Here is a 26,027-nt window from a genome sequence, read left to right as displayed (position 1 = left end):
GGATACGTCGGTGGCGCCTTGTAGATTCACCGGGTGACTACGACCGAATCCACGCCGCGTCCGCTGCTGCTGCTGGACGGCGCGAGTCTGTGGTTCCGGGCCTTCTACGCGATCCCGGACAAGATCACCGCGTCCGACGGCCGATCGGTGAACGCGCTGCGCGGGTTCACCGATATGGTCGCCTCCCTCATCACCAAGCATCACCCCGCCCGGCTGGTGGTGTGTCTGGACCTGGATTGGCGGCCGCAGTATCGGGTGGACCTGGTGCCCACCTACAAGGCCCACCGCCTCGACACCTCCGCCACGGCCGAACCGGGCGCCGAGGAAGTGCCGGACCGGCTCACCCCGCAGGTCGAGATGATCCTCGAGGTACTGGCGGCCGCAGGTATCGCCACCGGCGGCGCGGAGGGCCTGGAAGCCGACGATGTGCTGGGCACCCTGGCCTCGACCGAGCGCACCGACCCGGTGATCGTGGTCAGCGGTGACCGGGACCTGCTGCAACTGGTACGCGATACCCCCGCACCGCCGGTGCGGGTGTTGTACGCGGGCCGGGGGCTGGCCAAGGCGGAATTGTTCGGTCCGGCCGAAGTCGCGGCGAAATACGGTGTGCCACAAGAGAACGCGGGCCCCGCCTACGCGGATATGGCGACGCTGCGCGGGGATTCTTCCGACGGCCTGCCGGGTGCTGCCGGAATCGGCGAGAAAACCGCCGCCACCCTGATCGACCGGTTCGGCTCGCTCGAGGCACTACGAGCAGCCGTCGCCGATCCCGGCGCGGACCTCGCCCAAGGGGTCCGCGCCAAATTGCGGGCGGCAGCCGACTATCTGGACGCCGCGGCACCGGTGGTGCGGGTGGTGCGCGATGCCGACGTCATCCTGTCCCGGCCCGATATCCTGCACCCCATTCCCGCCGACGCCGACGCCCTGCAGGACCTGGCCCGGGCCTACAACGCGGAGAGCCCGGTCGCCCGCCTGATCACCGCGCTCGCACACTGCGCCTGATCCGGCACCACACAGTTCGCGCGCCGTTCGTCGCCTTCGACGGCGGTCCGGAGGGTCCTACCGGCCCAGTGTGCTCTGGGTGCTCTGGAAGGTTCTGAATCGCCGTCCGCCACTTCTCCCACTCCGGCGAACCCGACCTGATCCATGGCGGGCCGTGCAGCAGAAAACCGCCGGAGGGCAGCGTCCGGCGGGTCTCTCGATCAGCGGAGTCAGCTGGGGCGGCCGACTTCGTAGGTACCGTCGTCCTTGGTGATCTTGACATTGACCGTTTTGGCTTCGCCGCCGACCTTCAGATCACAGGTGAAAGTGGCGTCCACGGCGACGTCCTGGCCTGCGGGGCACTGGACGTCCTTGACGTCTTCGATGCCGTAGGACTCCGACAGGACCTTCGCGACACCGGTCTGCACAGCGGCCTGATCGAGCTGGTCCTTGGCGGTGAGAGTCAGGAGGCCGACGACGGCACCGGCGACGATCACCACCGCGAGCAACGCCAGGCCGATGATGAGCCCGGTCTTCTTACCGCCGCCGGAAGGCTGCTGCTGCGGCGCCCACTGCTGCTGATTCGGCTGACCCCACTGCCCGGACTGGGCCTGCTGCTGCTGCCCCCACTGCTGCTGATTGGGATCGCTCCACTGCGGTTGCTGCTGGTTCGGATCGGCCCACTGCTGCTGCGGCGGCTGCTGGCCCCACTGCTGCGGGTTGGATTCACCCCACGGCTGGGGCTGCTGCGGCTGTGGTTGCGGCTGGCTCCACTGCTGCTGAGGCGGCGGCGCGGGCTGCCACTGCTGGCCACCCGGATCGTTACCCCACTGCTGAGTGGGCTGCGCCTGCTGCGGATCGGGCGGATTCACCGGGGGCTGCGCGGGTGGCTGATTCCCCCACTGCGGTGCCGCGCCGGGCGGCTGCTGCCCACCCCAGACCTGGGTGGGATCGTTACGTCCCTCCCCGGGGCCCGGGGCGTCGTTCGGTCCGTACGGCCCGCTCATCTGGTTGCCTCCACTCGCCTCGTCGAACACACGGTAGCCCCCCGCGTGCGGTTGAAATCAAATCACAATCGATGGTCTCACGCTGCGTCCACCGCGACGACACCACGCCGAACAGCACGGACGGCTTTGGCCGCGGTGGCCGCGACCTCGGTGTCGTCCGCGGTGCTGTGGATCTGGTCGAGCAGATCGATCACCTGCCGGCACCAGCGCACGAAATCACCGGCCGACAGCGGCGTACCCTGATCGCCGCTCGCCAGCAGCGAATCCGCCAGGGCATCACCCCGTGCCCATTTGTAGATGCCGCCGACGAAGCCGACATCGGGCTCGCGGCTGGGCGCCAACCGGTGCTCGGACTCGTCGTTGCGCAACCGTGACCACTCGGCGATGGTGTCGGCCACCGCGCGCCGGATCGGCGCGGTCGGCCCGGTGGCCCCGAGATAGCCGCCCTCCGAACGCGATTCGTACACCAGAACCGACACCACGGCTGCCAGTTCGGCCGGACCCAACCCGCGCCACAGGCCCTGCCGCAGGCATTCGGCGACGAGCAGATCGCTCTCCGCATAGATCCTTGCCAGCCGCCGCCCGTCCTCGGTGACCTCCCCGTCGTGTACGAATCCGCGTTCCGCCAGCAGGCCGACGATTCGGTCGAAGGTGCGGGCCAGCGAGTTCGTGGTGGTCGCGACCTTCTGCCGCATCGACTCGGTCTCCCGGGCCACCCGGTTGTAGCGCTCCCCGATCCGGGCCAGCTGTTCACGATCCGGCCGGGAATGGGCGGGATGAGCACGCATCGCACGGCGCAAGGCCGACAGTTCGACATCGTCGGCGCCCGCGGCCCGCTTATCGCGGCGGGGCCGGTGCGGTGCGGTGATCCCGGTACTGCGCAGAGCCGCGGCGAGATCGCGGCGGATACGCGCGGTGCGATGATCGACCCGGCGCGGCAACCGCATCCGGCCCAGCGGCTGCGCCGGAATCGGAAAATCGGCGACCGAGACCCGGCCGGCCCATTTGTCCTCGGTGAGTACCAACGGCCGTGGGTCGCCGGGGGTGGCGTCGGGTTCCAGGATCACGGCCAATCCGGCCCGGCGTCCGGCGCCGATGGCGACCACATCGCCGCGACGCAGTTCGGTGAGCGCGGCGACGCCCGCGGTCCGGCGATCGGTCCGCGTCTGCTGGTTGAGCCGGCGCTCCCGCTGCTTGATCCGTTCCCGCAGCCCGAAGTACTCCAGGAAGTCGCCGCCCTCCCCACCCAGCTGGGTGGCGAGCTTGTGCAACTGACCTTCATTGCGCTCGATCCCGCGGACCAGGCCCACCACGGACCTGTCGGCCTGGAATTGGGCGAAGGAACGTTCCAGCAGCAGCCGGGCCTCCTCGGTACCGAGCCGATCGATCAGGTTGATCGACATGTTGTACCCGGGTTTGAAGGAACTGCGCAGCGGATAGGTCCGGGTGGAGGCGAGACCGGCGACCGCGCTGGTATCGACCTCGGGCTGCCACAGGACGACCGCGTGACCCTCCACATCGATACCGCGCCGCCCCGCCCGGCCGGTGAGCTGGGTGTACTCACCGGGAGTCAGTTCGGCGTGCGTCTCACCGTTGAATTTCACCAGTCGTTCGAGCACCACCGTGCGGGCGGGCATATTGATGCCCAGCGCCAGCGTCTCGGTGGCGAATACCGCCCGGACCAGTCCTTTGACGAACAGCTCCTCGACGGTGTGCCGGAACGCGGGCAGCATTCCGGCGTGATGCGCGGCCAGGCCCCGGTGCAGTGCCTCGCGCCACTCCCAGTACCCGAGCACCTCGAGGTCGGCCCGGGGCAGCTCACCGGTGTGCTTCTCGATGATCGCGTCGACCACGGCCGGATCGGCGGAACCGCCCAGATCCAGCCCGGAGCGCAGGCACTGGGCCAGCGCGCCGTCGCAGCCGGCCCGGCTGAAGATGAACGTGATGGCCGGTAGCAGGCCTTCCTCGTCCAGCCGGGCGAGGACCTCGGGCCGCGGCATCGGGCGGAAGAACCGCCGCGGACCGCCGCGCCCGCGCGGACTGCCGCCCCAGCCCTCCATCCGGTCGGCGTTCTCCCGCTGTTTGATGTAGCGGACGAGATCGGAATCGACCAGCACTCGCTGATCGGAGGATTCGCTGTCGAACAGGTCGAACATCCGGCGCCCGACCATCACGTGCTGCCAGAGCGGCACCGGCCGGGTCTCGTCCACCACCACGGCGGTATTACCGCGCACGGTCTCCATCCAGGCGCCGAACTCCTCGGCATTCGACACCGTGGCCGACAGGCTCACCAGCCGCACCTCCGGCGGCAGGTGCAGGATCACTTCCTCCCAGACCGCGCCCCGGAACCGATCGGCCAGATAGTGGACCTCGTCCATCACCACATGCGACAGGGAGCGCAGGGCCTCGGACGAGGCGTAGATCATGTTCCGCAGTACCTCGGTGGTCATCACCACGACCGGGGCATCGGAGTTGATCGACTGGTCGCCGGTGAGCAGACCCACCCGGTCCCGCCCATAGCGCTCGGTGAGATCGGCGAACTTCTGGTTGGACAGCGCCTTGATGGGTGTGGTGTAGAAGCATTTCCCGCCGGAGGCCAGCGCCAGATGCACCGCGAATTCCCCGACCACGGTCTTCCCGGCGCCGGTGGGCGCGCAGACGAGTACCCCGTGCCCCTCCTCCAGGGCGGTACAGGCCTGGCGCTGGAAAGGGTCCAGCTCGAATGTCAGCTGGGCGGAGAACCGGGACAGTTCGGCGGTCAGCGACGCGTTCGGTGTCACGGCTCCGAGACTAATCGAGGAATCCGACACGAGTCGCGCCGATAAATTACGCGGACCGCGCGGCAGCCGTCAGAGTGTGTCCGAATAGTCGGAGGTGGACCGGCCCGTCTGCTCCGGGGTGGGCACCGAATCGGCCGACGGGATCGGGGTCGCCCGACCGACCGAACCCGGGGCCTCGATACGCGATGCTTCCTCATCGTCGAGGGCGGCCAGCTGCTTCTCCTCGATCCTGGCCCGGCGCCGGTCGTTGAACCGTGAGAACTGAACCGCCAACTCGAACAGGACTGTCAGCGCGAGCGCCAGCGCGAGCATCGAGAACGGGTCCTGCGGAGTGACGATCGCAGCGAAGACGAACAGGCCGAAGATGATGCCCCGCCGCCACGCTTTCAGCTTCTCGTAGGGCAGCACCCCGATCAGGTTCAGACCGATGATCAGCAGCGGTGTTTCGAAACTGACCCCGAAGATGATGAGCAGCTGGATGATGAAACTGAAGTACTGGGAACCGCTCAGGGCGGTGATCTGCACATTGTCGCCGATACTGAGCAGGAAACTCAATGCGTGCGCGATGACCCAGTAGGCCAGCACCGCACCACCCACGAACAGCACCGACCCGGTCACCACGAAGCCGACCGCGTACTTACGTTCTTTCGGGTACAAACCCGGTGTGATGAATGCCCACGCCTGATAGAGCCAGACCGGGCAGGCCAACACCACACCGGCCGTGAGGCCGACCTTCAACCGGAGCATGAACTGCTCGAACGGGGCGGTCGCCAGCAGTCGGCACGCACCGTCCGGAGACAGCGAGGCGCGGGTGGAATCAGGAAGCGAACAGTACGGACCGCGCAGGATCTCGCCGAGGCTCTCCAACCCGAAGAACGACTGCGAGTACCACAGGAACCCCACGATCGTCGTGACCAGCACGGCAGCCAGGGAGATCAGCAGCCGGGTGCGCAACTCCCGCAGATGGTCGACCAGGGACATGGTGCCGTCGGGGTTGGTCCGGCGCTTGCTGCGCCGGGGGTCGAACGGAATTCGCATGGTGTGTGGATGCCCTCGTATCAGCGTGCCTCGCTCCGCTCGGCCTGCGGCGCTACCCGGTGCACCGGCGGTCCCCCGCGCGGGCTACGGCCGGCGCCCGGTCGGCAGCGCCGGGTCGACAGCAATCATATCCGGGTCCGGGCACACGCCCGGACCCGCGGATACGAGCTCAGAGCGTTTTCGACTCGCTCCGGGTCTCCGAGGCCTGCGTACCCGTCTCCCGACCGGCCGGCAGTTCCGGAGCGGGCGGCGCGGTGGCGGTGCCCGCGGGCTTGCCGTCGTTGTGCATCTCGCTCACTTCGCTCTTGAAGATCCGCAGCGACCGGCCGAGACTGCGGGCCGCGTCGGGCATCCGCTTCGCGCCGAAGAACACCACGAACAGCGCCGCGATGATCAGCCAGTGCCAGATGCTCAGACTGCCCATTGTGGTTACCTCCCAAGACTGTGGTCTTTTCGATGCTACCCGGCCCAACGGCCGCATCGAACCCAACCTGGGGCAGATGCCCGCACGTCACGCGCCGGTGTACCGCTGTTCACCGCCACATCGGGTGGTAGCAGACGCAGAAGCGGCCGCCGGTTGTCAGGCGGGCTCGTCGAGTCCTGCGGCCAAGTAGGCGGCCAGGGCCGCCTCGGAGCGGTCCCGGACCGCCGCGACCAGTTCGGGCGGGCCCAGCACGGTCACCCCGGAACCGAAGCCGAGCGCCAGCCGGGCCATCCAGTCCAATGTGGCGAAACGCATGGTCGCCTCGATACTCCCGTCGCCGTGTACCGCTACCCGGTGCATCGGATACTGGTCCAGTACCCAGCCGTGATCGGCGGCGATCAGCAACCGGGCCAGCGGAACCGCGGGATCGTCGTGGAACAGATCCAGCCCCGCCTCGGCATCGCGCGCCTCACGCGGCGGGCGGGCCGGCTCGTCGAGTTCTTCCGCCGATTCGATCCGGTCGAACCGGAACAGGCGCACGCCCTCGGCCTGCCGGCACCAGGCCTGGAGATAGCTGTTGTCGTCCACGGCGACGATACGAATCGGATCGACCACCCGGTTCGACACCACATCGCGGCTCGCCGAGTAATACTCCAGCCGCAACGCCCGCCGGGCCGCCACCGCCGACCGCACCGTGGCCACCGCGGGTGCCTCCGCAGGTGGGTCACCGGCCGGACCGGCACCCGACACCCGGGCCGGCGCCGCCCCGGAGATCGCCGACTCCAGTTTCGCGATCGCAGAATGCGCGGCGGTCGGATCCACCATCCCGGGCAGATCGACGATCGAACGCAGCGCCACCAGCACCGCCGTCGCCTCGATCGAGGTCAATCGCAGCGGCCGCTCGATCCCCGCAGTGAACGTGACCTGCACACTCTCCTCGGAGAAGGACAGATCGATGAGATCACCGGGACCGTAACCGGGCAGCCCGCACATCCACAGCTGATTCAGATCGGCCATCAACTGTTTGGTCGTCACTCCCAGATCCGCGGCGGCCTCGACCGCGCTGATCCCAGGATTGGCCACGAAATACGGAACCATGTTCAGCAGCCGCGACAACCGCGCCGACAACCGGGTACTCACAACGCCACCTCCGTCCGGTCGATCACCGAACGGAGCCGCGCCACCACATCGGCCCGCAACTCCGCGGGCTCGAGCACCAGCGCGTCGGCACCCAGTCCGGTGATCAACCGAGCCAGCCAATTCTGCGACCTGACCGGCACCTCGAGCACACTGCCCGGCCGGTCACCGACGACCCGGCTACCCACCACATCGCCGATCCGGCGCAGATCCCGGCCCCGGCCCTGCGCCACCCAGATCGTCGCCGAACCGGTGACCGGCACACTCCCGGTCACCCGGGTGACGATCTCCCGCAGATCCGTACCCGCGGGCGGATGCACAGCATTACGCGGCCCGTACGCCGTGATCTCCTCCCCGATCCGCGACAGCCGAAAAGTCCGCACCGCATCCCGGTCCCGATCGTGCCCGACCAGATACCAGCGCCCCCGCAAGGTCACCACCCCCCACGGCTCGACATCGCGCATCAGATACGGCGCATTGCTCGCAGCGCGATGTTCGAACCGCACCGCCTGACCGGCATCGATCGCCGCCAGCAACTTACCCAGTACCGGCTCCGACCCCCGGGTACGCGCTGGCACCGCCGGAATGGCCGCGAACGCGGTATCGGTTTCGACGTGCACACCCCCCGCCCGCAATTTCAGCAAGGCCCCCGCCGCGGCCGCCGCCAGCTCCGGCGACTCCCACATCTGCAGCGCCACGGCCACCGCAGCCGACTCCTCACTGGTCAGATCGATATCCGGTAGCTCATAGGCGTCCCGATTGATGCGATACCCCTCGACCGTGGAAAAACGCCCCGAAGGGCCCACCTCCAGCGGTATGCCCAGATCCCGGAGCTCGTTCTTGTCCCGCTCGAACATCCGGCTGAAAGCCTCGTCGCTGGCACAGTCCTCGTAGCCCGCGACACTCTCCCGGATACGCTCCGCAGTCAGGAACTGCCGAGTCGACAGCAGCGCGATGACCAGATTCATCAGGCGCTCGACCTTGGATATCGCCACCCGAGCAGGATAATGCAGTGTTTATTTGCGGCGCCTTCGGCGCCGCTGGTCGGGGCCCTCGTGACCCCGGTTCTTCACTCCGGCGCTCAGTCGCTGCGCTCCTTCGCTCTGTCGCTCCAGAACCGGGGCGGGCCCCGACTGCGGAGGGTGACCATCCGGAGTGGAAGGGGAGGTTGCGGCGAAAGTGGGGCTGGATCACCTGGGTCGGACCACAAAACCTTCGGTGCGCAAAGGCCGCCGATCCCCGGCGAGCTCGGCCGCAGGCGCTCTTCTTCCACCGGCGGGCCCTGCCGGTGGACCGGTAACGGTTACCCGGCCATTCGGGTGCTCGGGCAAGGGAGAGGAGTTCCGGGTTGTATTCCATGGCGGGTGTGTTCTGGTGGGGCAATGTCGCCGAAATTCACACCTACGCCTCGGCGTTGCGCGCGTCCGCGATGAGCTCAGCGGGAACGAGATAGGTCGTGCTCGTCTGCGGGCGAGGCGACTTTCGGCAGACCGGCGAGATAATCGCGAACCGCCTGGGGAGAAATCGATCTCGTCCAGCTCGTCGTAGCCGGCCTCGAACCATGCGGTGTTCTCGACCCAGAACCGGTACAGGAACCGCTCGAAGTCATCGGCCACCGAGATCAGCGCGGAGCTCGGCTGAGCGGGGGACGGCACAGGTCCGTCGTCGCGATCGCCCGCAGCGACGACCCGGTGTGTGCTGTCGGATAAACAGCCACGGGGTCGGTCGATCGGCGGAAAACGACACCCGCGCCGGTCGGACCAGGTCCGACCGGCGCGGGGAGAGCCGAGCTACATCGATGCGATCAGGCGATCCACCCGTTCGTCCACCGAGCGGAACGGATCCTTGCACAGCACCGTGCGCTGGGCTTGATCGTTCAACTTGAGGTGGACCCAATCGACCGTGAAATCACGGCCGGCGGCCTGGGCGGCGGTGATGAAATCGCCGCGCAGTTTGGCCCGAGTGGTCTGCGGCGGGGTATCGACCGCGGCGTCCACCGCGTCGTCCTCGGTGATCCGCTTGGCCAGACCCTTACGTTGCAGCAGATCGAACACACCGCGACCGCGTTTGATGTCGTGGTAAGCCAGATCCAGCTGGGCGATCTTCGGATCGGACAGCTCCATGCTGTATCGGTCCTGGTAGCGCTGGAAAAGCTTGCGCTTGATCACCCAGTCGATCTCGGTATCGACCTTCGCGAAATCCTGCGATTCCACCGCGTCCAAGGTACGGCCCCACAAGTCGACGACCTGGTCGACCTGCGGATCCCGGTCCCGGTTGCGCAGATGCTCCACGGCACGGGCGTAGTACTCGCGCTGGATATCCAACGCGCTGGCCTGCCTGCCCCCGGCCAACCGCACCGGGCGGCGGCCGGTGAGATCGTGACTGACCTCCCGAATAGCCCGGATCGGGTTGTCCAGCGCGAAATCGCGGAACGAAACCCCGGCCTCGATCATCTCCAGCACCAAGGCGGCGGTGCCGACCTTGAGCATGGTGGTGGGCTCGGCCATATTCGAATCACCCACGATCACATGCAGGCGCCGATACTTCTCGGCGTCGGCGTGCGGTTCGTCGCGGGTGTTGATGATCGGACGCGAACGGGTGGTCGCCGAGGAGACGCCCTCCCAGATGTGCTCGGCCCGCTGCGACAGACAGAATGTGGCCGCCTTCGGCGTCTGCAGCACTTTGCCGGCCCCGCAGATCAACTGCCGGGTGACCAGGAACGGAAGCAGCACATCGGAGATCCTGGAGAACTCTCCGGCCCTTACGACCAGGAAGTTCTCATGACACCCGTAGGAGTTGCCCGCCGAATCGGTGTTGTTCTTGAACAGGTAGATGTCCCCGCCGATACCCTCCTCCGCGAGGCGCTGCTCGGCGTCGATGAGCAGCTCCTCCAATACTCGCTCCCCGGCCCGGTCATGAGTGACCAACTGGACCAGGCTGTCACATTCGGCGGTGGCGTACTCCGGATGCGAACCGACGTCGAGATAGAGCCGGGCGCCGTTTCGCAGGAACACATTGGAACTGCGCCCCCAGGAAACGACCCGGCGGAACAGATACCGGGCCACCTCGTCGGGGCTGAGCCGGCGGTGTCCGTGAAAGGTGCACGTCACACCGAATTCGGTCTCGATCCCCATAATTCGTCGCTGCACACTATCGAGGTTACAGCGCTGAATGATTCCTGCGGGTCAGTGCGGAAAACCCGATGTATACGGCTTGGCAACGATTCTGTATTTTCGGCGGCGCCTGCGGCGCCGCGGGTCGGAGCCCTCGTGACCCCGGTTCTTCACTCCTGCGCTCAGTCGCTGCGCTCCTTCGCTTCGTCGCTCCAGAACCGGGGCGGGCCCCGACAACGGATGGTGACCATCCGGGGTAGACGGAAGGTGGGTGGGCGGGTGAGCATCGAGGAGCATGGTCAGGCCGCCACGCCGCTGCAGAATCCGGGCGTGGCCCGATCGAGTTTCCGACCGTCACGGAGTAGAAGAAAGATCCAGCGTTCGTGGAGCCGGCGATCGCACCAGGTGTCGTCGCCGTCAGCGCCTTTGCAGAGATGAGCACGGATCGGCCGGCGGTTCACGGCACTGCGCCGATCCACGGACAGCCGAACACAAAGCCGGGTCGCGCACCGACATCCGGTGCGCGACCCGCGAATCTATTCCTAGAGACGAAACCGAACGGCTCAGTCCGGTTTTCCTCCGGTTTCCGGCGCATCCGACCCGGAATCGCCGGTCGAGGCCAGCAGTTCCTCGAGGGCAGTGCGGCCGATGCGGCGGAACGCCCGCCGCGGGCGCGCCTGCTCCAGCGTCGCCACCTCCAGTGAACCGAACCCGAGGGAGCGTTTGTCCTTGTCCGGGCCTTCGCTGGTCTGCAGTGCCGAAACCGCGACGCGTAGCGCCGCGGCCAGGTCCAGTCCAGACCGGTAGGACTCCTTCAGCGCGCTGACGATGGGCTCGGTGGTTCCGCCCATCACCACGTACTCGCGCTCGTCGACGATCGATCCGTCGAAGGTGATCCGGTAGAGGACCGACTCGGGCTCCTGCTCCGGATAACCGACCTCGGCGACGCAGATCTCCACCTCGTAGGGTTTGAGCTGATCGGTGAAGATCGATCCCAATGCCTGGGCATAGGCGTTGGCCAGCGCCCGGCCGGTGACATCGCGGCGATCATACTGATAGCCGCGCAGATCGGCCTGCAGGATTCCGCCCCGGCGCAGGTTCTCGAATTCGTTGTACTTGCCGACGGCGGCGAAACCGGTCCGGTCGTAGAGTTCGCTGACCTTGTGCAGGGTCGCCGACGGATTCTCCGCGACGAACACCACGCCCTTGTCGTAGGCGAGCACAACGACACTGCGGCCCCGGCCGATACCTTTGCGCGCGAGCTCGGTCTTGTCGCGCATGATCTGCTCGGCGGACGCATACAGCGGCAGGGTCATGCCCGGGCGCTCCCTTCCTGTGCGGCCTCACGGTCGGCGGCGATACCGCGCGCGATCTGCTCGAGCCGGGATTCGGCCACCTCCACGGCGCCCTCGTGATCGATCAGGATCGCGGTCGGGTAGATCCCGCGCAGCAGATCCGGCCCGCCCGTGGCGGTATCGTCGTCGGACGCGTCCACCAGGGCTTCGACCGCGATCCGCAGGGCACGGTCGTCATCGAGGCCCTTGGTGTACAGCTTCTTCAACGAGGTCCGCGCGAACATGGAACCGGAGCCGACGGCGGTGAAACCGAACCGCTCCTCGCTGCGCCCGCCCACCACGTCATAGGAGACGATGCGACCGGCCCGGTCCGGATCGGTGGCCTGCTGGTCGTAGCCGACCAGTAGTGGCACCACCGCCAGGCCCTGCATGGCGGCCGGCAGGTTGTCGCGCACCATCTTCGACAGTTTGTTGGCCTTGCCGTCGAAGGTGAGGGAGACACCTTCGATCTTCTCGTAGTGCTCCAGTTCCACCGCGAACAAGCGGACCAGTTCGATGGCCATGCCCACGGTCCCGGCGATACCGGTCGCCGAGTAGGTATCGGTGATATGGACCTTCTCCACATCCCGGCCTGCCAGCAAGTTGCCCTGGGTGGAGCGCCGATCACCGGCGATCAGGACACCGCCGCGATAGGACACGGCGACCACGGTGGTGCCGTGCGGTGCGATATCTCCCGCGGCACCGCCGCCGGGTTTTCCGGCGGCGGTGGGCTGGCTCAGGGCGTCGAATCCGCTACCCGGCAGGAGATCCGGTGCGTGCTGACGCAGATGTTCGGAAAAGGACGATAGGGCGTACCCCAGATGGAGACGCGAGGGGTCACCTGCGGTCACTGGCCACCTTTCTGCACGTAGGCACGGACGAAGTCTTCGGCATTCTCTTCGAGCACATCGTCGATCTCGTCGAGCAGGTCGTCGGTGTCCTCCGCCAGCTTCTCGCGCCGCTCCTGGCCCGCGGCGTCTACGCCGTCGACGCCTTCGTCATCGTCGCCGCCCCCGGCGCGTTTGGTCTGCTCTTGTGCCATCGCAGCCGACCTCCTCTGTTTCCACCGACCGGCCGCGCTCGCGGACCGGACGAATCATGAGCACCCCTGTGCTCGTTCTTCAACACTACCCAGCCGGGACGACACGTAGTCGGATTACGTCCCACCCCGGTGGCAGCGACCGCCGGGGGCACTTCGGGTGAACACTCAGGTGGTGAGCTGTCGCACCAGTTCAGCAGCGGTATCCACACCGTCGAGGAGCTTTCCGACGTGCGCTTTGGTGCCGCGGCGAGGCTCCAGGGTGGGGATCCGGACCAGCGAATCACCGCCCAGATCGAAGATCACCGAGTCCCAGCTGGCGGCGGCGATATCGGCGCCGAACCGGCGCAGGCATTCGCCCCGGAAGTAGGCGCGGGTATCGGTGGGCGGCTTGGTCATGGCGTCGAGCACCTGCTGCTCGGAGACGAGCCGCTTCATCGACCCGCGCGCCACCAGCCGGTTGTAGAGGCCCTTGTCGAGCCGCACATCCGAGTACTGCAGATCCATCAGATGCAGTTTCGGGGCCGCCCAGCCCAAGCCCTCACGGCTGCGCATCCCTTCGAGCAGGCGCAGTTTGGCCGGCCAGTCGAGCAGATCGGCACATTCCATCGGATCGCGTTCCAGCAGATCCAGCACCATCGACCAGTTGTCGAGCACATCGCGCACCCGATCGTCGTCGTTGCCCTGCTCCTCGACGAACTTCGCGACCCGTTCGTGATACAGCCGCTGGATCGCCAGCCCGGTGAGTTCGCGGCCGTCGGCCATTGCGACGGTGGCGCGGAGGGTGGGGTCGTGGCTGATGGTGTGAACCGCGGTGACCGGGCGGGCCAACTGCAGATCGGACAGATCGGCACCGGACTCGATCAGATCGAGCACCAGCGCAGTGGTGCCGACCTTCAGGTACGTCGACATCTCGGCCAGGTTGGCGTCACCGATGATGACGTGCAGCCGGCGGTATTTGTCGGCGTCGGCGTGCGGTTCGTCGCGGGTGTTGATGATTCCGCGTTTGAGCGTGGTCTCCAGCCCGACCTCGACCTCGATGTAGTCCGAGCGCTGCGATAGCTGATAGCCCGCGTTGTCGCCGGACTGGCCGATACCGACCCGGCCGGATCCACAGATCACCTGTCGGGATACGAAGAACGGCGTGAGCCCGAGAATCACCGCGTTGAAAGGGGTTTCGCGGCTCATCAGATAGTTCTCGTGCGTGCCGTAGGAGGCGCCTTTGCCGTCTACGTTGTTCTTGTACAACTGCATCCGGGGTGCGCCGGGAACGCTGGACGCGTGCCGAGCGGCCGCTTCCATCACTCGTTCGCCGGCTTTGTCCCAGATCACCGCGTCCAATGGATCGGTGACCTCGGGAGCGGAATACTCCGGATGCGCGTGGTCGACATAGAGCCGGGCGCCGTTGGTCAGGATCATATTCGCCGCGCCGACCTCGTCGGCGTCGATCACCGGCGCCGGACCGTTCATCCGGCTCAGATCGAAACCGCGCGCGTCGCGCAGCGGCGACTCGACCTCGTAATCCCATCGGGTGCGCTTGGCGCGCGGCACCCCCTCGGCCGCGGCGTACGCCAGTACCGCCTGGGTAGAGGTGAGGATCGGGTTGGCCGACGGCTCGGTGGGGGTGGAGATCCCGTATTCGACCTCGATACCGATGATGCGCTGCATGGGTTCGAGAGTAGGCGACGGACCACGAATCATCCGTCGAGTCGTACTTCCGGCCGATGCCGTGGCGAGCGGTGCGGCCGCATGCTCGCACCATGACCCGCACCGCCGCCGACCCCCGGCTCCCCGGTCCGTCCCCGTCCCGGCCGTCGCGCCTCGTAGCGCTGGATGTGCTGCGCGGAATCGCGATTCTGGGCACGCTCGGCACCAATATCTGGATCCTCACCGACCCGGAGGGCATTGTCGGATACCTGTCCCGGCTCGGCACCGCACCCGCCGACGCGTGGATGTGGACCGAGAAGGTGCTACAGCAGCTGGCGCAGGGCAAATTCCTGGGTCTGCTCACGGTGATGTTCGGGGTCGGCCTGGCGATCCAGCAAGCCTCGGCGCGGCGCGCCGGACGGACGTGGCCCGGCGGGTATCCGTGGCGGGCGGCGCTGCTGTTCCTCGACGGCCTGCTCAACTTCCTGCTCGTCGCCGAATTCGACGTTCTCATGGGGTATGCGGTGACCGGGCTGATCGTCGCGTTCCTGCTCGCCCTGGGGCCACGCGCGCAGGGCGGCTGGCTGATCGCGATGCTGAGCGTCCATCTCGTGCTGATCGCGCTGTACGCCGCCGCGCTACTGGCCGGCGGATCCGCCACCGGTGACTCGGGCTCCGAACCGCTGTCCCCGAATCCGTACGCGGAGGGTTCGTTCCTGGACCTGGTGGTGTTCCGAGCCGAGAACGCGCTGCTGTTCCGACTGGAAGCCGTTTTCATCCTGCCGCTCTCCATCGGGTTGTTCCTGCTGGGTGCACGGCTCTTCGACGCCGGCGTGTTCCGCCCCGACGGTGTCCGGCTGCGCCGGTGGCTCGTACTCGGCGGTTTCGGCGTCGCGGCGCCGCTGGACCTGCTGGTGGGTGTCCTGGGCGGCGGCGACCTCGTACTCATCACCCGGTACCTGGTCGCGCCGTTCGTCTCGCTGGCGATCCTGGCGCTGGTGGCCGAGTTCTATCTCCGCAGGCCCCGAGCCGGATTCGTAGGACGCCGGATGGCCGAGATCGGCCGGACCGCGCTCAGCTGCTACATCCTGCAGAACCTGGTGGCGTCGATCCTGTGCTACGGCTGGGGATTCGGCCTCGCCGCGCGGTTCGCACCGGAGGCCCGAGTCCCGTTCACGGTTGCCATGTATGTGGTGGTGGTCGCGGTGATCGGACTATTCGCGCATATCTGGCTGCGCCGGTTCGAACGCGGACCGGTGGAATGGTTGTGGCATACGAGCTACCAGCGGATCACCCGGGCGCATTGAACCGGCCGGGTACGGCAGAGCACGCCGGGGACGGACCCCGGACCGGCCCATGACACCGGACACCTCTGTTCCGGCCCGACCCGCGCAGTGACCGACACACCAGCCGGCCGTCCCCTTCTCTGGACGGTGAGCTGCCACGATGAAACCCGCGCGGACCCCTGCACACCGCCGGGATCCGGGACCTGTGGCATCGAGGGAGGCACGGATGGAGCCGGACAGCACCGGAGACGAACGGGGCTCACGCACCCAGACGACCGGCCGCTCCGGGGACGGCGCGACACTGGCCGCGAGCAGGCACGGGTTACGGGTATGGGCGGGCCCGCTGGTGGTCGTCACGTTGCTGATGTCGCTGCTCGCAGTCATGTACCTCGGCTACGTCGTCAACCCCGAGAAGAATCTGCACGATTTCCCGATCGCGCTGGTGAACCAGGACGACGGTGATATCCGGGACGGCACCCCGATCAACGTCGGCGATCAGATCACCGAGGGCCTGATCCAGCAGATACCCGCGGACAAGATCGACCTGCGGGTCACCGGGATCGCGGAAGCTCAGCGGCTGCTCGGCAACGGCGAAGTCTACGGGGCGATCGTGCTGCCCAGCGATCTGTCCAAACGGCTGTCGATCCTCGGTACCGGCGCGGTGGTGCCCGGGGATATCCAGCAGCCCGCCGTCACCGTCTGGACCAACCCCCGGACCGGCACCTACGCCACCCAGATCGTGGCCCTCGTGACCCGGCAGGCCCTGGATCAGGTGAACACCGAGGTGGGCCGGCAACTGACCGATACGGTGAACGCCGCGCTGACCCCGCCGCCCGGCGGCAGCGCCCCAGAGGTGTCCAGCGCCGCACGCCTGATGCTGTCCGAACCGATCGAGGTGATCACCGATCAGTACCGCCCGCTGCCCGCGGGGACCGGAAGCGGCCTCTCGGCGTTCTTCGTCACCCTGCTGGTAGTGCTGGCCGGTTTCACCGGCGCGATGATCGTGCACACCATGATCGACTCGGCACTCGGTTTCGTACCCACCGAGTACGGCCCGTGGTTCGTCCATCGGCCCACCGCTGCGCATTCCCGGCTGCGCACGCTGATGCTCAAATGGGGGGTGATCGCAGTCGCGGCGCCGATCGTCTCCGGGCTCTTCCTGGGTATCGGCACGCTCCTGGATATGCCCTTCGACTACGGCTTGGCTTTCTTCCTGTTCAGCACGCTGGCGATCATCGCGGTCGGCGTGACCGCACTGTCGGTGCTGGCGGTGTTCGGTTCTGCGGGCCTGCTGCTGAACCTGATCCTGTTCATCGTGCTGGGCCTGCCCTCGGCCGGCGCCACCATCCCGCTCGAGGCGACCCCGAAGTACATGGCATGGCTTGCCATGTTCGAGCCCATGCACCAGATCTACCTCGGGATCCGGGCCATCCTCTACTTCGACGCCCACGGCAATCCCGGACTCTCCCGCGGTGTCGGTATGTGCCTGTTCGGGCTGGCCGTGGGCCTGATCCTGGGCGCGGTGATGACCTTCCTCTACGACCGGAAGGGCCTGGTACGCGGCAGTCGGTGAGCCCGTCGCAGCAGACGAGCGTGGTGCCGGGCGACAGCGCAAAATCTGTCATGCGCGTCGCGGCCGCGATCGCGCAGAATCGGCGGGTGAGCAACCGACGTGACCACCACCGGAACCCGCGAGAGACCGATCCCGGTGCAAAAAACACGGTGCACCCGCAACCGCGCCTCGCTCGCACGGTTCAGGACACCATCGAGATCGTGGGCGCGCGGACCAACAACCTGCGCGATGTATCGGTGACCATCCCCAAAGGGCGGCTCGTCGCCTTCACCGGGGTGAGCGGTAGCGGCAAGACCTCGCTGGCGGTCGACACCCTGCACAGCGAGGCCCAGCTGCGATATCTGGAAGGGCTTTCGCCCTTCGTTCGGCAGTACATCACCCAGCGCAATCGTCCGAAGGTCGACCGTATCCTGGGACTCGGAGCGACGCTCGCGGTCGACCAGCGCCGCCTGAATCGCAACCCGCGATCCACGGTGGCCACGCTCACCGGTATCGACGGGCATCTGGGACTGCTGTACTCGCGTCTACCGGCGATCGGCACCGGGCCGGCGCAGGAAGGCGAGCGGGAGCCGCTGACGACTGCGCATTTCGATCGAAGCACACCGGAAGGAAGCTGCGCGGACTGCCACGGGGTGGGCGGGCGCTGGCAGGCACAGCAGGACCTGATCATCACCCGACCGGAACTTCCACTGTTCGAGGGTGCCTCGCCCTGGTATGCGAAATGGCGTTCCGGAGAACACGCGTTCATACCGGCACTCGCGGAGAAGCGGGGGGTCGATCTCGCTCGGCCGTGGCGGTCCCTGCCCGAGGAGTTCCGCCGCTGCGTGCTGTACGGCACGGGTGGGGAGAGAATCGCGGCGACCGTAGAGATTCCGAACAAGCACGAGACGACCCGGATGACCTATACGTCGAGCCGGCCACTACGAGGTGCACTCGCCGAGGTGGAGCGCGTGTTCGCCAAGGCCGGGACCCCCGCTGCCAAACAGCGCTACCTGGCGTACCTGCGCAAGCTTCGCTGCCGGACCTGCGGCGGCAGCGGCTACGGCCGGACTGCCGGGTCGATCCGGATAGGTGGGCTGACCTACCCCGATCTGGTCGAGGTGGAAATTCGGGAAGTGCGCGGCTGGGCACAGCGCCTCACGCGCGATCTGGAAACCCGGCAGCGGGAAGCGGGCGAGCCGCTTCTGCAAGACCTCGACCGGCGGCTCGGAATCCTCGACCGGCTCGGCCTCGCCCACCTCCAGCTCTCGCGGAGCGCGGCGACACTGTCCGGGGGTGAGTTGCAGCGCACGCGGCTCGCCGCGCAACTCGGCACCGAGTTGAGCGATATCGTGTTCGTCCTGGACGAGCCCGGTACCGGACTGCATCCGGCGGACAAGGCGCACCTGCTCGATATCGCCCTGGAGTTGCGCGCGGCCGGTAACACGGTGCTCCTGGTCGAACACGATCCCGAACTCATCGCGCGCACCGACTGGGTGATCGATCTGGGGCCGGGCGCGGGCCGCCACGGCGGTACGGTTCTGGTGGCCGGAACTCCCGCCGACGTGGCCGCCCACCCGGCGTCGGTCACCGGGCGTTACCTGGCCGGTTCGGGCCCGCGGCTGCGACGGACCCGGCGCCGGATCGGGGGCGACACCGGCTGGGTGTGCCTGCACGGGCCGAGTGCGCACACTGTGAAGGCGGACCTCGTGCGCTTCCCGGTAGGCCGGCTCACCTGCCTGACCGGGGTGAGCGGCAGCGGGAAGAGCAGTCTTCTCGGCGCGTTGGGTACCGGCGTGGAGGCCGCACTCGCCGGGACAGCGACGGATCAGGTGCGTCAGGTCACCGGCCTGAGCGGGTTCGGCTGGGTCGCCGTCGTCGATCAGGAACCGCTGGGGCGGACACCGCGGTCCAACCCCGCCACCTACAGCAAAGCCTTCGATATCGTCCGGAAGCTGTTCGCCGAGACCGAGGTTGCGCGGGAACGCGGGATAGATGCCTCGTGGTTCAGCTTCAATACCGCGGGCGGCGGTCGCTGCGAGGCATGTACCGGTTACGGCCGCACGCTGGTCGATATGCACTTCCTGCCGGACGTGTGGGTGGTGTGTGATGGATGCGAGGGCCGGCGCTACAAGCCGGAGGCCGCGGAGATCCGATACCGCGGATCCACCATCGACGAAGTGCTTCAGCTGACCGTCGCCGAGGCCGTACAGGCTTTCCCCGGACCGCGGCAGCTCGCGGAGATCTTGCAGGCGCTCGATCAGGTCGGGCTCGGTTATCTGCGCCTGGGGCAGAGCGCCACGGAGTTGTCCGGCGGGGAGGCGCAGCGACTGAAGCTGGCCTCCGCGATCCGACGTGGCGCCACCAGCCGTAAGGCCGGGCTCGTCGTTCTCGACGAGCCCGTGTCCGGCCTGCACCCGTCCGATATCCAATGCGTGGTGGATGCACTCGATGTGCTGCTGGATTCGGGTAACACGGTCGTCGTGGCCGAACACGATATCCCGGTGGCCGCGTCCGCGGACTGGGTCATCGATCTCGGCCCGGGAGCCGGGCCGGACGGCGGTGAGGTGGTGGCGACCGGCCCCCCGGAGGTCGTCGCGACGGCCGACACCCCTACGGCCGGCTACTTCCGGCGGTATGCGGCAGGACTACCGCTGTTGGTGGCTGCGAACACACCGGGCCCCGCGCCGGAGCGAGTCGTCCGGCCGGGGTCCGCGCAACGGCCGTCTATCGCTTCGCAGTGACCTTCGACCGGACTTGCGCAAGATCGGTCAAGCGCCTCCGGACACCCAGCGGCCAGACTCTACGAGTGAGCAACCGACGTGACCGTCTCCGGGAACTGCTGGACGCCGTACTCGACGAGGACAACTCGACACTCGGGGAGATGGCGGCCGGCGCTTATGCTTCCCCGTTCCATTTCTCCCGGCAGTTCAGCCGCGCTACCGGGGAGTCTCCGGTAGGGCTGCGCCGGCGGATCCTGCTCGAACGTGCCTGCTGGCAGCTCGGCAAAGGGGCATCGGTGACCGAGGTGGCCTTCGCTGCCGGGTACGACAGTGTGGAGGGATTCAGCCGGGCCTTCGCCCGCGCATTCGGCCATCCGCCGAGCGCGACACCGCCACCGACCGGCCGGGCCGCGCGCTGGCTGCCTTCGGTGAACGGGATCCATTTCCATCCGCCCATGTCGCTGTGGGTCGAGGGCGAACCGAAAGGACGGTCCGATATGGACCCGACCGCACTGCTGCTGCACCACGATCTCGAGGACACCCGGTTGCTCCTGGAAGCGGCGTCCGGGCTCTCCGACGAGCAGTACCGGCGGATCCGGTCCGCCGGCGCCGTCGTCCTGCCGTGGGACGGTCCCGAGGAATCGATCGCCGCGATGCTGCACCACCTGATCCAAAGCAAAGAGGTCTGGCTGGCCTCCATCGACGGCGCCGATACCCCGGCCCCCGCCGGGGACGATCCGGCCGCGCTCACGGCCCGGCTCGACAAGGTGGGGCCGCGCTGGCTGGAGACGGTGCGCGAGATCGATCGCCGGGGCGGATGGGGCGACACCCTCATCGACGCGCTGTGTGATCCGCCCGAGAGTTTCGTCCTGGGCAGTGTGATCGCCCATGTCCTCAGCTATGCCGCTTATCGGCGCCAGCAGATCCGGTACTGGCTGCACAGCGAATCGTCCGAAGAAAAAGTCGGTTGGGGCGACCCGATCGACTGGCTGCGAAAGCGCAGCTCGACGTGACCTCACCGGACCGACGGCGATGTGCGGTTCACCCGGAACCGGTGCCGGCCTCGGGCGAGGCGGCGGGTGGTAAGGATCTGTGGATCGTCGGCGGCGGGGATCCGGCCGGGCAATTCGCCGAGCACGGCCTGCTGAAGGAGGTGATCGTGTCCATCGCGCCGGTGACCCTGCGCAGCGGGGCGCCGCTGCTGCCCAGAGCACCGCTCTATCCTGAGGAAACCGATGCCGTCCAAGAGGCGAACGCGCTGGGGTTACGGGTCTGTAGCAGGACCCGCCCGGGGCCGACGAAATCGAAGACCAGGCCCTCACCGGATTTCAGAGACTGCAGCGAGCGACCGGAGACCGCGCGCCGGACGGTGAACCGGATCGACAGGTCGTAGGCCACCACATGGCCGGTATCGATGGTGACCGGTTCATCGGGAGCAAGGTCGATGACATCGATGGCGCCGAAGACACCGACCGCGACCTCCCCCTGTCCGGACGCGCGCAAACCGAAACCGCCCTCACCGCCGAACAGGTTGGCGAAACCGCCCCATTTGCTCTCCACCTGCACGCCGGAGGAATTCGCGATCCAGCCCCCACGACTGATGAAATACGGCCGATCCGGCGCGACCTGCAATGCCAGCATGTCCCCGGGGAGCGACGGCGCCACATCTACCCAGCCGCCCTCTTGCGGTGCGGTGAAAGTGGAGACGAAGAAGGACTCACCCGACAGCATCGAACGCTTCAAACCGGCCAGGATGCCGCCCTCGGCCTTGGCCTCGAGCGTCACTCCCGCCGAATGCGCCACCATGGCACCGGATTCCACCCGGACCGGTTCATCACCCGCGAGGACACACCGGGCAACCGTCGACGACGGATTGTGCCGCAGTTCAACTTTCATGAGCCGACACTACCGCCGGGCCGGTGGCTGTACGGCACCGGCGGCGAACCTGCCGGTGCTCCGGGCACGGTCCGGTACCGCGGAACCCGGTGCGGGATATCGGCCGATGTCAGGGTCGCCATGGCACGCGCATGAGCTACGCGCGCGCAAACGGGAGCGGGCTCAACCCAGCGAATCCAGGGCATCCTCGTCGCGGGCGACCACCGCACCACCGGCGGTGAACACGATGGGGCGCTGGATGAGCTGCGGATGCTCGGCGAGCGCTCCGATCCAACGGTCCCGGTCGGCATCGGTCCGGCCCCAACCGGCCATACCCAGTTCCTTCGCGATGTTCTCGCCCGTACGGGTGATATCCCAGGGTTGTGCGCCGAGGCGGTCGAGCGCTGCGCGGATCTCCACTCCGGTCGGCGGATCCTCGAGATACCGGCGGACCGAATACTCGATTCCGGCGGCATCCAGGTGCGCCAGGGCGGCCCGGCTCTTGGTACAGCGCGGGTTGTGCCAGATCTCGGTTTCGGGAGTGCTCATGGCAGCGAGCGTAGTCCGCTACAGATGCATCCATTCCGGCCACACCTGCGCCCACGGGCGCCGGGGCTGGGCACATTTCCACAAGGTGACATCGCGGGTGTTGCCGAGAAAGCCGAGCCGAGTGTCGACGTGCCCGATCGGTTGCAGGGTCGCGAACTGAGCACGCAGCCGGTCCTCCGCACCACCGACACACACCATGACGGTGGCCGAATCGGCGGGTGCGCCGAAATACCCGAAGCCACGTGCCGGGCTGTGTATCTCGGGTAGTTCCGTGCGGGCGAGCTGATCCAATGCTCCTGCCTGCCAGTAACTCTCCGTGATCACCGCCGACCGCGCCTGCTCCGCGGGTGTCAGTGATCGATGGGCGGCCATTACCGCCGCCGCGAGTTCGGGCCAACCGAATTCACCGAACAGTCCGATTTTCATCGCGGCCTCGGAATCGTTCGCGGGCGGGGCGATATCACCGGGATCCTGCCAGGGGGTGGATCCGGCGATCAGCACGAGCGACAACGCGACCAGGCCCGCCCCCGATCCGAGGAGCACGCGCCGGCGCCGCCGCGATCCGATGCGCCGGGCCGCCGACACCGAGGCGACAGCTCCGGCGGCGAACACCGTGCCGTACATCCCGGCCAGATAATAGATACGGCTACCGGAGACCAGGAACACGAACAGCAGTAGCACCGTGGACACGCCCAGAAAACGGTACGGGCGAAGCCCTTCGTGCCGCAACAACGCCCAGAGGCCGTAGCACAGCAGCACCGCGCCGAGTGCACCCGCGATGAGCACCACCAGCGGGACGAACGTGACCGGACCGCCGGTCGCCTGCTGCTCCCCGCGGACCACCGCGCCGAGGCCGAGCTGGGGCCAGCCGTGGTCGGCCTGCCAGAGCAGCGAGGGGATCGAGGCCGCGAGCACGATCAGACCACCCGCCCACAGCAGCGGTCGGCGCAGAAGTTCCCGAGGGCCGAATACCAGGGCACTGATTGCCACAGCCACCCAGAAGAACGGGATCAGCCATTTGACCTGCATATCTATCGCGGTGACGACTCCGGCGGCCAGTAGGAGCCCATCCCGGCGGGTCCGGACCCAACGCACCACCAGCCAGGTGATCAGTACCCACAGCGCGGAATCGATGGCGTTGGTGGACAGGTTCTTGGCCTGCATGAGCAGGAACGGCGAGGTCGCGTATCCCACCGCCGTGAGGACCTGGGCACCCCGGCCGCCGCCGAGCTCCCGCGCGATCAGGGCACTGATCATCACCGCCGTCACCGTGACGACGATCGCCGGCAATCGCAGTGCCACCAGAGAACCTGGTGCGAAGGTATCGGCGAGCGCCGCGAGCAGAGGTAGTACCGGACCTTGATCGGCATAACCGAACGACAACCGTCGACCCGCGGCCAGGAAGTACAGTTCGTCCCCGAAATAGCCGTAGCGGGTGGCCGAGAGCACCAGGACGACGGCGGCCACCGCGACGACGCCGAAGACCGGACCTGTGGCGAAGGGACGATCGCGGGATGGCTCCGACGGCGGCGCGACGGTGTCGGTCTTCGTGGTCACGGGCACTCCTGGTCTTCGTGAGCCGGACCCCGGAACATAGCCGCGTCCGGGATACGGCGGCATCCACCTCCCGGAGGATTCCGGGTACGCGATGTCCGGCGGGCGCTGCCCATTGCGGAGTACCCGGGATACGTCCACGGAGGTACCGCCACACGACCGAGGCCGCGCTTCCGGCGGAAGCGCGGCCTCGGTGATCGTGCCGGCTTTTACAGGTACTGGCCGGTATTCGATTCGGTATCGATCGCCCGGCTGGCACTGGCGTTCTTCCCGGTGACCAGCGTGCGGATATAGACGATCCGCTCACCCTTCTTACCCGAGATACGGGCCCAGTCATCCGGATTCGTGGTGTTGGGCAGGTCCTCGTTCTCGGAGAACTCGTCCTGGATCGAATCGTAGAGATGCTGGATCCGCAGACCCGGATTGCCGGTATCGAGCACCGCCTTGATGGCGTACTTCTTGGACCGGTCCACGATGTTCTGGATCATGGCACCGGAGTTGAAGTCCTTGAAGTACAGGACCTCCTTGTCACCGTTGGCGTAGGTGACCTCCAGGAAGCGGTTGTCCTCGCTTTCGGCGTACATGCGGTCCACGACCCGTTCGATCATGGCGCGGATGCAGGCCACCTTGTCGCCCTTGAACTCCTCGAGATCATCGGCGTGCAGAGGTAGCCCTTCGGTGAGGTACTTCGAGAAGATGTCCTGCGCGGATTCGGCATCCGGCCGCTCGATCTTGATCTTCACGTCCAACCGGCCCGGCCGCAGAATCGCAGGGTCGATCATGTCCTCGCGGTTGGAAGCGCCGATGACGATGACGTTCTCCAGCCCCTCCACACCGTCGATCTCGCTCAGCAGCTGCGGGACCACGGTGGTCTCCACGTCCGAGGAGACACCGGAACCACGGGTCCGGAAGATCGAGTCCATCTCGTCGAAGAACACGATCACCGGCGTACCTTCCGACGCCTTCTCCCGGGCGCGCTGGAAGATGATCCGGATATGGCGTTCGGTCTCTCCCACGAACTTGTTCAGCAGCTCGGGACCCTTGATGTTGAGGAAGTAGGACTTCGCTTCCTTGGCATCCTCCCCGCGCGCCTCGGCGATCTTCTTGGCCAGCGAATTCGCCACCGCTTTGGCGATCAACGTCTTACCGCAGCCGGGCGGACCATAGAGCAACACACCCTTGGGCGGGCGCAGCGCGTATTCGCGGAAAAGATCCTTGTGCAGGAACGGCAACTCCACGGCATCGCGGATCTGCTCGATCTGCCGGCCGAGACCGCCGATGTCCTCGTAACCGACGTCGGGCACCTCCTCCAGCACCAGATCCTCGACCTCGGCCTTGGGGATGCGTTCGAACGCGAACCCGGCCTTGGTGTCGACCAGCAGGGAATCACCCGGCCGCAATTTGCGGATCGGGGAATCCGGATCCTCCAGATCGTCGGCGTCGGCGAGTTTGGACAGGGGCCCGGACAGCCAGACCACCCGCTCCTCGTCGGCATGCCCGATGACGAGCGCGCGCCGGCCTCCGTCGAGGATCTCCCGTAGGGTGCCGATCTCCCCGATCGCGTCGAACATTCCGGCCTCGACCACTGTCAGCGCCTCGTTGAGGCGGACGGTCTGGCCGTAGGCCAGGGTCGTGGTATCGATATTCGGCGAGCAGGTCAATCGCATCTTGCGGCCGGAGGTGAACACGTCGACGGTCTGATCCTCGTACACACCGATCAGAATCCCGTAGCCGCTGGGCGGCTGACCGAGCCGGTCGACCTCCTCGCGCAACGCGACGAGTTGCTGCCGCGCTTCCTTCAGGGTATCCATCAGCTTGGTGTTGCGAATGGTCAGCGAATCGATACGGGCTTCCAGTTCCCGTGAGCGATCCGGTGAGTCGGCCAGTTGCCTCCGGAGTGCAGCCGCTTCGGCGCGTACTGCCTCGAGTTCTCTCCAGGCCGCCGAATCCGAATTCTCGATGGGGCTCATGTGCTGCTCCTCCCAGTC

20 protein-coding genes and 1 pseudogene are annotated in these 26,027 nt (G+C 67.2%); 6 read left to right on the top strand and 15 right to left on the bottom strand.

Features of this window, described 5'->3' with window-relative positions; translation table 11 throughout:
* The first annotated feature begins 33 nt into the window (after positions 1-33).
* On the top strand, positions 34-1,002 hold the full coding sequence (locus tag OG405_RS07035; RefSeq protein WP_327150807.1) for a 5'-3' exonuclease: 969 nt from the start codon (positions 34-36) through the stop codon (positions 1,000-1,002).
* 209 nt (positions 1,003-1,211) lie between these two features.
* On the opposite strand, the gene OG405_RS07030 is transcribed toward OG405_RS07035, so the two are convergent.
* The 11 genes from OG405_RS07030 to dop form a co-directional block, all read right to left on the bottom strand.
* Complete coding sequence (locus OG405_RS07030) at positions 1,212-1,988, bottom strand: DUF4333 domain-containing protein (RefSeq protein WP_327150806.1); 777 nt, start codon at positions 1,986-1,988, stop codon at positions 1,212-1,214.
* Positions 1,989-2,065: 77 nt separating this feature from the next.
* Positions 2,066-4,768, bottom strand: a complete 2,703-nt coding sequence (locus OG405_RS07025) for a DEAD/DEAH box helicase (protein WP_327150805.1) — start codon at positions 4,766-4,768, stop codon at positions 2,066-2,068.
* Positions 4,769-4,837: 69 nt separating this feature from the next.
* Positions 4,838-5,806 (bottom strand): twin-arginine translocase subunit TatC, encoded by a 969-nt coding sequence (tatC, locus tag OG405_RS07020; protein ID WP_327150804.1) that lies wholly within the window; start codon positions 5,804-5,806, stop codon positions 4,838-4,840.
* Between the two features lie 169 nt (positions 5,807-5,975).
* Positions 5,976-6,230 carry a Sec-independent protein translocase subunit TatA gene (gene tatA, locus OG405_RS07015; protein WP_327150803.1) on the bottom strand — a complete coding sequence of 85 codons (255 nt, stop codon included), beginning with the start codon at positions 6,228-6,230 and terminating at the stop codon, positions 5,976-5,978.
* A 156-nt stretch (positions 6,231-6,386) separates the two neighbouring features.
* The gene (locus OG405_RS07010; RefSeq protein ID WP_327150802.1) at positions 6,387-7,370 is read right to left on the bottom strand and encodes a helix-turn-helix transcriptional regulator; all 984 of its coding nucleotides are present in this window, start codon (positions 7,368-7,370) and stop codon (positions 6,387-6,389) included.
* Positions 7,367-8,362 (bottom strand): helix-turn-helix transcriptional regulator, encoded by a 996-nt coding sequence (locus OG405_RS07005; RefSeq protein ID WP_327150801.1) that lies wholly within the window; start codon positions 8,360-8,362, stop codon positions 7,367-7,369. The genes OG405_RS07010 and OG405_RS07005 overlap by 4 nt, the downstream gene beginning before the upstream one ends.
* A 795-nt stretch (positions 8,363-9,157) precedes the next feature.
* Positions 9,158-10,516 (bottom strand): Pup--protein ligase, encoded by a 1,359-nt coding sequence (pafA, locus tag OG405_RS07000; RefSeq protein WP_327150800.1) that lies wholly within the window; start codon positions 10,514-10,516, stop codon positions 9,158-9,160.
* Between the two features lie 527 nt (positions 10,517-11,043).
* Entirely contained in the window at positions 11,044-11,796 is a 753-nt protein-coding gene (prcA, locus tag OG405_RS06995; protein ID WP_327150799.1) for a proteasome subunit alpha, read from the bottom strand.
* Positions 11,793-12,665, bottom strand: a complete 873-nt coding sequence (prcB, locus tag OG405_RS06990; RefSeq protein WP_327150798.1) for a proteasome subunit beta — start codon at positions 12,663-12,665, stop codon at positions 11,793-11,795. The genes prcA and prcB overlap by 4 nt, the downstream gene beginning before the upstream one ends.
* Positions 12,662-12,856, bottom strand: a complete 195-nt coding sequence (locus OG405_RS06985; RefSeq protein ID WP_030521323.1) for a ubiquitin-like protein Pup — start codon at positions 12,854-12,856, stop codon at positions 12,662-12,664. Before OG405_RS06985 ends, prcB begins: the two co-directional genes overlap by 4 nt.
* A gap of 165 nt (positions 12,857-13,021) precedes the next feature.
* Positions 13,022-14,521: a depupylase/deamidase Dop gene (dop, locus tag OG405_RS06980; protein WP_327150797.1), complete on the bottom strand. Its 1,500-nt coding sequence runs from the start codon at positions 14,519-14,521 to the stop codon at positions 13,022-13,024.
* A 92-nt stretch (positions 14,522-14,613) separates the two neighbouring features.
* Here dop and OG405_RS06975 point away from each other — a divergent pair, with 92 nt between their 5' ends.
* The 5 genes and pseudogenes from OG405_RS06975 to OG405_RS06955 form a co-directional block, all read left to right on the top strand.
* Complete coding sequence (locus OG405_RS06975; RefSeq protein ID WP_327150796.1) at positions 14,614-15,807, top strand: DUF418 domain-containing protein; 1,194 nt, start codon at positions 14,614-14,616, stop codon at positions 15,805-15,807.
* Positions 15,808-16,012: 205 nt separating this feature from the next.
* The gene (locus tag OG405_RS06970; protein WP_327150795.1) at positions 16,013-17,359 is read left to right on the top strand and encodes a YhgE/Pip domain-containing protein; all 1,347 of its coding nucleotides are present in this window, start codon (positions 16,013-16,015) and stop codon (positions 17,357-17,359) included.
* 86 nt (positions 17,360-17,445) lie between these two features.
* The gene (locus tag OG405_RS06965) at positions 17,446-20,082 is read left to right on the top strand and encodes an excinuclease ABC subunit UvrA (protein WP_327150794.1); all 2,637 of its coding nucleotides are present in this window, start codon (positions 17,446-17,448) and stop codon (positions 20,080-20,082) included.
* A gap of 65 nt (positions 20,083-20,147) precedes the next feature.
* Positions 20,148-21,074, top strand: coding sequence for a helix-turn-helix domain-containing protein (locus tag OG405_RS06960; protein ID WP_327150793.1), 927 nt, complete (start codon positions 20,148-20,150; stop codon positions 21,072-21,074).
* Positions 21,075-21,130: 56 nt separating this feature from the next.
* Positions 21,131-21,271: pseudogene (locus OG405_RS06955) on the top strand (dihydrofolate reductase family protein); the annotation flags it as partial.
* A gap of 8 nt (positions 21,272-21,279) precedes the next feature.
* Here OG405_RS06955 and OG405_RS06950 read toward each other — a convergent pair.
* From OG405_RS06950 to arc, 4 genes are all read right to left on the bottom strand, one after another.
* Positions 21,280-21,957: a TIGR00266 family protein gene (locus OG405_RS06950; RefSeq protein WP_327150792.1), complete on the bottom strand. Its 678-nt coding sequence runs from the start codon at positions 21,955-21,957 to the stop codon at positions 21,280-21,282.
* 162 nt (positions 21,958-22,119) lie between these two features.
* Positions 22,120-22,485 (bottom strand): arsenate reductase family protein, encoded by a 366-nt coding sequence (locus OG405_RS06945; protein ID WP_327150791.1) that lies wholly within the window; start codon positions 22,483-22,485, stop codon positions 22,120-22,122.
* An 18-nt stretch (positions 22,486-22,503) separates the two neighbouring features.
* Positions 22,504-24,042 carry a glycosyltransferase family 39 protein gene (locus tag OG405_RS06940; protein ID WP_327150790.1) on the bottom strand — a complete coding sequence of 513 codons (1,539 nt, stop codon included), beginning with the start codon at positions 24,040-24,042 and terminating at the stop codon, positions 22,504-22,506.
* A gap of 206 nt (positions 24,043-24,248) precedes the next feature.
* Positions 24,249-26,009 (bottom strand): proteasome ATPase, encoded by a 1,761-nt coding sequence (gene arc, locus OG405_RS06935; RefSeq protein WP_327150789.1) that lies wholly within the window; start codon positions 26,007-26,009, stop codon positions 24,249-24,251.
* Between the last annotated feature and the right edge of the window lie 18 nt (positions 26,010-26,027).

Source organism: Nocardia sp. NBC_01329 (assembly GCF_035956715.1).
Taxonomy (GTDB): Bacteria; Actinomycetota; Actinomycetes; order Mycobacteriales; family Mycobacteriaceae; genus Nocardia.
The sequence above is the reverse complement of the archived record's forward strand: the minus strand, read 5'-3'. Positions and strand labels throughout refer to the sequence as shown.

Bases quoted from the DNA above. Each gene is read 5' to 3' on its own strand.
- dop (WP_327150797.1), bottom strand. From the start codon at position 14,521: ATGCAGCGCATCATCGGTATCGAGGTCGAATACGGGATCTCCACCCCC.
- OG405_RS06950 (WP_327150792.1), bottom strand. From the start codon at position 21,957: ATGAAAGTTGAACTGCGGCACAATCCGTCGTCGACGGTTGCCCGGTGT.
- prcA (WP_327150799.1), bottom strand. From the start codon at position 11,796: ATGACCCTGCCGCTGTATGCGTCCGCCGAGCAGATCATGCGCGACAAG.
- OG405_RS07030 (WP_327150806.1), bottom strand. From the start codon at position 1,988: ATGAGCGGGCCGTACGGACCGAACGACGCCCCGGGCCCCGGGGAGGGA.
- OG405_RS06985 (WP_030521323.1), bottom strand. From the start codon at position 12,856: ATGGCACAAGAGCAGACCAAACGCGCCGGGGGCGGCGACGATGACGAA.
- tatA (WP_327150803.1), bottom strand. From the start codon at position 6,230: ATGGGCAGTCTGAGCATCTGGCACTGGCTGATCATCGCGGCGCTGTTC.
- OG405_RS06945 (WP_327150791.1), bottom strand. From the start codon at position 22,485: ATGAGCACTCCCGAAACCGAGATCTGGCACAACCCGCGCTGTACCAAG.
- tatC (WP_327150804.1), bottom strand. From the start codon at position 5,806: ATGCGAATTCCGTTCGACCCCCGGCGCAGCAAGCGCCGGACCAACCCC.
- arc (WP_327150789.1), bottom strand. From the start codon at position 26,009: ATGAGCCCCATCGAGAATTCGGATTCGGCGGCCTGGAGAGAACTCGAG.
- OG405_RS06970 (WP_327150795.1), top strand. From the start codon at position 16,013: ATGGAGCCGGACAGCACCGGAGACGAACGGGGCTCACGCACCCAGACG.
- OG405_RS06975 (WP_327150796.1), top strand. From the start codon at position 14,614: ATGACCCGCACCGCCGCCGACCCCCGGCTCCCCGGTCCGTCCCCGTCC.